The organism is Lysinibacillus sp. NPDC097162, assembly GCF_044762185.1.
Lineage (GTDB): Bacteria > Bacillota > Bacilli > Bacillales_A > Planococcaceae > Lysinibacillus.
The window spans coordinates 225,963-231,792 of record NZ_JBIWDT010000005.1 but is presented as its reverse complement, the minus strand read 5'-3'; the positions used below and the strand labels follow the sequence as shown (position 1 = coordinate 231,792).

Genomic DNA, 5,830 nt, shown 5'->3' with positions numbered 1-5,830 from the left:
ACACCCGTTCCCATACCGAACACGGAAGTTAAGCTCTTTAGCGCCGATGGTAGTTGGGGGCTTCCCCCTGTGAGAGTAGGACGTCGCTAGGCACAAATAGTAAGCCGAGGATTTAATCCTCGGCTTTTTTTAATTTCTTAAACAGCAGGATTGCTAGTATTCCATGTTATTAATAGCGTAAGGGTTCCTAATGAGGATAATTTTGAATGGATTAGGTAATCGTTTTGAACCTACCGTGAGATAGATTGATAAAAGTTATAGAATTCATCAAGAGTATTAAAAATCTGTAGCACCAATATTTATCCTGTTTAACTGTCACGTAATTCTCTTTAGTCTTGACATGGATGGGGACATGCTGATTTTTGCTTCGGGGTCTGGAACATAATTAATCTTTAGAGTTTATCATTGGAAAATGTTCATTAATAGAAACAACTAAATTATTTTCCTTATTCTTTCATAATATCCTTGTCTTACGCATAAAAGGGAGAAAATGGTCGCAAAATGAACTTATTTTGCGATGTTTCGTTCCTTACTATAGGACACTGTTTGCATGAAACTGTTACACAATGGTAAAATGGAATTTGAGACTCGTATAGGAAGTGAAAAATATTCATGGCAAACCTATTAAATAAATTATTTGATTTCAATAAACGTGAGTTAAAAAAATTAGAAAAAATCGCTGACCAAGTTGAGGGATTAGCTTCTCAAATGGAACAGCTTTCAGATGAGCAACTACAAGCGAAGACAGAGGAATTTAAAAAACGTTATGCAGATGGCGAAAAATTAGATTCTATTCGTGCTGAAGCTTTTGCAGTTAGTCGTGAGGCATCGAAACGTGTATTAGGAATGTATCCTTTCCGCGTGCAAATTATGGGTGCGGCTTCACTTGATGAAGGTAATATTTCAGAGATGAAAACCGGTGAAGGTAAAACGTTAACAGCTACGATGGCAGTTTATTTAAATGCTATTACTGGTAAAGGCGTACACGTTGTAACGGTCAATGAATATTTGGCAAGTCGTGACGCTGCTGAGATGGGAGAGCTGTATAATTTCTTAGGCCTTTCAGTTGGTTTAAACTTAAACAGCTTATCAAAAGAAGAAAAGCGCGCGGCATATGATGCGGATATTACGTATAGTACAAACAATGAATTAGGGTTTGACTATTTACGTGACAATATGGTGCTTTATAAAGAAGAGCGTGTTCAACGTCCGCTTCACTACGCTGTAATCGATGAGGTTGACTCGATTTTAATTGATGAGGCACGTACACCATTAATTATTTCGGGTCAAGCTGGGAAATCTGCGCAGTTGTACAAGCAGTCTAATGCTTTTGTACGCATGTTAAGTGCTGATACAGATTACACATATGAAGAATCAACAAAAGGCGTTACATTAACGGATGCAGGTGTAGAAAAGGCCGAAAAAGCTTTCGGTATCGACAATTTGTTTGATTTAACACATGTACGTTTAAATCATGCCATTAACCAGTCGTTAAAGGCACATGTGAGTATGCATAATGATGTTGATTATGTTGTCCAAGAAGGCGAAATTGTTATCGTTGACGGCTTTACTGGTCGTTTAATGAAGGGACGCCGTTATTCTGATGGTCTCCATCAAGCAATTGAAGCTAAAGAGGGCGTTGAGATTCAAAACGAATCAATGACGATGGCAACAATTACGTTCCAAAACTATTTCCGTATGTACCAAAAGCTTGCGGGTATGACAGGTACAGCGAAAACAGAAGAAGAAGAGTTCCGTAATATTTACAACATGAGTGTTATTGCGATTCCAACGAATAAGCCAATTGCACGTGATGACCGCCCAGATTTAATTTTTGCTTCTATGGAAGGAAAATATAAAGCAGTAGCGGCTGATATTGCTGAGCGTCATAAGGCTGGTCAACCAGTACTTGTTGGTACAGTGGCGATTGAAACATCTGAAATTATTTCACAATTACTTGATAAACATAAAATTCCTCATAATGTACTGAATGCGAAAAACCATGAGCGTGAAGCAGAAATTATCGCGAATGCAGGTTCAAAAGGTGCAGTTACGATTGCAACAAATATGGCTGGTCGTGGTACCGATATTAAACCTGGTGAAGGTGTATTAGAAATTGGTGGTTTAGCGGTAATTGGTACGGAGCGTCATGAATCACGTCGTATCGATAATCAGCTACGTGGTCGTTCAGGACGTCAAGGGAATCCAGGGGTTACGCAATTCTACCTGTCACTTGAAGATGAATTAATGCGTCGATTTGGCTCTGACAATATGAAGTCTATGATGATGCGTCTTGGAATGGATGACTCTCAACCATTACAATCGAAAGTTGTATCAAGAGCGGTAGAATCAGCGCAAAAACGTGTTGAAGGGAATAACTTCGATGCACGTAAACGTTTATTACAATATGATGATGTTTTACGTCAGCAACGTGAGATTATTTACAAAGAGCGTTATGACGTTTTAGAAACGGAAAATATGCGTGAGCTTGTAGAGTCAATGATTCAGGAAACAATCGATAATATTGTTGGACTATACACACAAGATGACCAGCCGAAAGATTGGAACTTAAAAGCGATTGAGGACTTTGTCGCAGCTAACCTATTAGAAGAGGGCACATTAAAAGTGGCGGACTTCCAAGGTAAATCTGCCGAAGAAATTAATGCGACTATTTCCGATGCTGTACACCAACGCTATGATGAAAAAGAAGAAGAGCTTACACCAGAGCGTATGCGTGAGTTTGAGAAGGTTATTTTATTACGTTCAATTGATACGAAGTGGATTGATCATATTGACGCAATGGATCAATTACGACAAGGGATCCATTTACGTGCGTATGGTCAAAATGATCCTCTACGTGAATATCAACAAGAAGGTTTTGCGATGTTTGAGGATATGGTCGCTTCAATTCGTGAGGATGTAGCGAAATATGCGATGAAAGCAGAAATTCGCAGTAACTTAGAACGTGAAGAGGTTGCAAAAGGTCAGGCTGTGAATCCGAAAGAAGATGGTTCTCCTGCACCGAAAAAACAACCTGTTCGTAAAGCTGAAAATATTGGACGTAATGATTTATGTCCATGCGGTAGTGGAAAGAAATTTAAAAACTGTCACGGTGCAGGTCAATAAAATAGGGAAAAGATCAATTCAACGAGAAGTTGAGTTGGTCTTTTTTTTTGCTTAGAAAGAAACGGGCTCTAAAATCTGAATTAATAGACAATAGATAATTGAAAGTATACAATAATTGTAACAATAGGTATTTAGTTCAATGAAAGTAATGAGTATAGCAGATTATTTAAATAAATAGTAAGACACTTTCATATGAATTTACTTTCTTTGACAAAAGGGGAGGTGAATTTATGCGTTAGTCGGACTAAATTCTCGAGTAATGTAGTTTTAGCAGACGTGCTCGAGGAAGTACATAGGTATACCCATAAACATGTACATTCCTTTTTAATTCACATGATAAATATGATTTAAAGGAGGAGTAATCATTGCATTATAATTGTGAAGACATTATGAGTAGTGAAACAATGTTGTATATGCCTGAGTATGATGCCTTTGGAAATTTATGTACAAGAGTAATTGAAAGGGACTATCAATATATATCAAAATTATCTCCTACGAGACTAATGGATTTTAATCTCCGCTATTTTGGTTCGAGCTTACGAGGAGCCTTTGATGGATCGAAGATGATTTTAGGTAAGCTCAATAAAAATCCCATTGTTGTCCATGAACGGTTTAATATTTTGTGGTTTCCAAGTAAGTCACCGTTACATCCAGAATGTATTTGGTTTGCTGTCCATCATATAGACGACTATATTGCTGTTAGTAAAAAGCAAACGAAGGTTGTGTTTATGAACGGTCAAGAAATTATTGTGGATGTTAGTCCGAAAGCTTTTGAATATCGTATTCAGAGGGCTTTTTTATTAAAATACAAGCTTGAAAAACGTACGAAACATTTACTAGTGCAGTTTGATCGAGTCAAAGTATTTCAACGAATGGCGATTCGTTCTAAGGTAGAGGATGAAACGAAAAAGGATGAATGCTAGTGAAAGTTATTTCTGTACAGATGTAACGGAATATCCATTGAGTGCTTTTAAGAATTTTATTTTCTTTAAAATACAATTAATAAATACAGAGGGGTGTAGGCTTTGATGATTTATTATGAAACGATTTGTATTTGCTGTAAAAGACAATTTAAGCTTTTAGAAGGGACTAGGAAATATCAGCTTTATAAAGTGAATCGGAATAGACGATTGACATGCGAGCATTGTGATCAAAAAATTCACGCCGAAGCTCGTAAAAGTTTACTCGGAAAGCTTAATTAGTGAATAATATATTTTTGATCATAAAAGATAGTAGTATAAGCTAAGCGCTTTGGACTACTATTTTTTATGTCTCATGGACAGGGCATATTGAAAAAAGTATGTTTTCCGCTTTAAAAACGCTATAATAGAATAATACGGATTTTACATGTAATATCCATTAAATATGTTCGGAGGATTTAGCAATGATTGAATTAGCAGATGTGCGTAACGCGTTAGATACTACAGCCAAAAAATTGGCGGACTTCAGGAGGTCTCTTTGACTTAGAAAATAAAGAGGCACGTATTCAAGAATTAGATGAAATGATGCTAGAGCCAGGCTTCTGGGACGATCAGCAAGGAGCACAGGTAGTCATTAATGAAGGTAATGGCTTGAAGGCAATTGTTAATGAATATAAAGAGCTAGTAGATACACATGAAAACTTAGATATGACACTAGAGTTATTACGTGAAGAGCCTGATGAAGAATTACAGGAGGAGCTAGGCAATGAGCTTGCAGAGTTCCAACAAAAAATGGGCGATTTTGAGTTGCAATTACTATTAAGTGGTCCATATGATCAGAACAATGCCATTTTAGAGCTTCATCCTGGTGCTGGTGGTACAGAGTCTCAAGACTGGGGTTCTATGTTACTTCGTATGTATACACGTTGGGCTGAAAAACGTGGATTTAAAGTAGAAACAGTCGATTATCTTCCAGGTGATGAAGCGGGTATTAAATCCGTAACTTTATCTATTAAAGGACATAATGCTTACGGTTATTTACAGGCTGAAAAGGGTGTACACCGTTTAGTACGTATTTCACCGTTCGACTCTTCTGGTCGTCGTCATACATCATTCGTTTCATGTGATGTTATGCCTGAATTCGATGACAATATTGAAGTAGACATTCGTACAGAGGATTTAAAAATTGATACGTACCGTGCAACAGGCGCTGGTGGTCAGCATATTAATACAACGGATTCAGCTGTTCGTATTACGCATATTCCAACTGGTACTGTCGTTCAATGTCAGGCAGAGCGTTCACAAATTAAAAACCGTGAAAAAGCAATGACGATGTTAAAAGGGAAATTATATCAATTAGAAATCGATAAGCAGCAAGCACAACTTGATGAAATTCGCGGTGAGCAAAAGGAAATTGGCTGGGGCTCTCAAATACGCTCATACGTATTCCATCCATACTCTATGGTTAAGGATCACCGTACTAGTGAAGAAACAGGGAATGTAGGCGCAGTAATGGACGGAGATTTAGATCCATTTATCAATGCATATTTACGTTCTAAAATTGGATAATCAATGAAGACCTCAGAGGCGTTACGCTTCTGAGGTTTTCTCATTTAAAGTGCCAGTCACTCAAACAATTCTGAATTTTCATGACACTGCTAGTAGGTTAACCAAGTAAAAACCCACGTAGACTCCTGCGGGAACGCACAGAGCGTAAGACGTAACAAACGGCGCCACAGCGACGGTTACGGCTTACGTGTGTGCCCGCGGAAAGCGAAGTGGGA

At 37.9% G+C, this 5,830-nt stretch carries 3 protein-coding genes and 1 rRNA gene; all 4 read left to right on the top strand.

The annotated features are described in order from the left end of the window. Positions 1–92 (top strand): 5S ribosomal RNA (gene rrf, locus ACIQXW_RS19380); the annotation flags it as partial. Between the two features lie 520 nt (positions 93–612). Continuing rightward, on the top strand, positions 613–3,126 hold the full coding sequence (secA, locus tag ACIQXW_RS19375) for a preprotein translocase subunit SecA (protein WP_340826327.1): 2,514 nt from the start codon (positions 613–615) through the stop codon (positions 3,124–3,126). A gap of 365 nt (positions 3,127–3,491) precedes the next feature. Beyond that, positions 3,492–4,049 carry a competence protein ComK gene (locus tag ACIQXW_RS19370; RefSeq protein WP_340826326.1) on the top strand — a complete coding sequence of 186 codons (558 nt, stop codon included), beginning with the start codon at positions 3,492–3,494 and terminating at the stop codon, positions 4,047–4,049. 461 nt (positions 4,050–4,510) lie between these two features. Then, a protein-coding gene (gene prfB / locus ACIQXW_RS19365; RefSeq protein ID WP_401021137.1) for a peptide chain release factor 2 occupies positions 4,511–5,615 on the top strand; the annotation gives its coding sequence in 2 pieces (ribosomal slippage) (positions 4,511–4,585 and positions 4,587–5,615; 1,104 coding nt in all). The last annotated feature ends 215 nt before the right edge of the window (positions 5,616–5,830 follow it).

Bases quoted from the DNA above. Each gene is read 5' to 3' on its own strand.
- secA (WP_340826327.1), top strand. From the start codon at position 613: ATGGCAAACCTATTAAATAAATTATTTGATTTCAATAAACGTGAGTTA.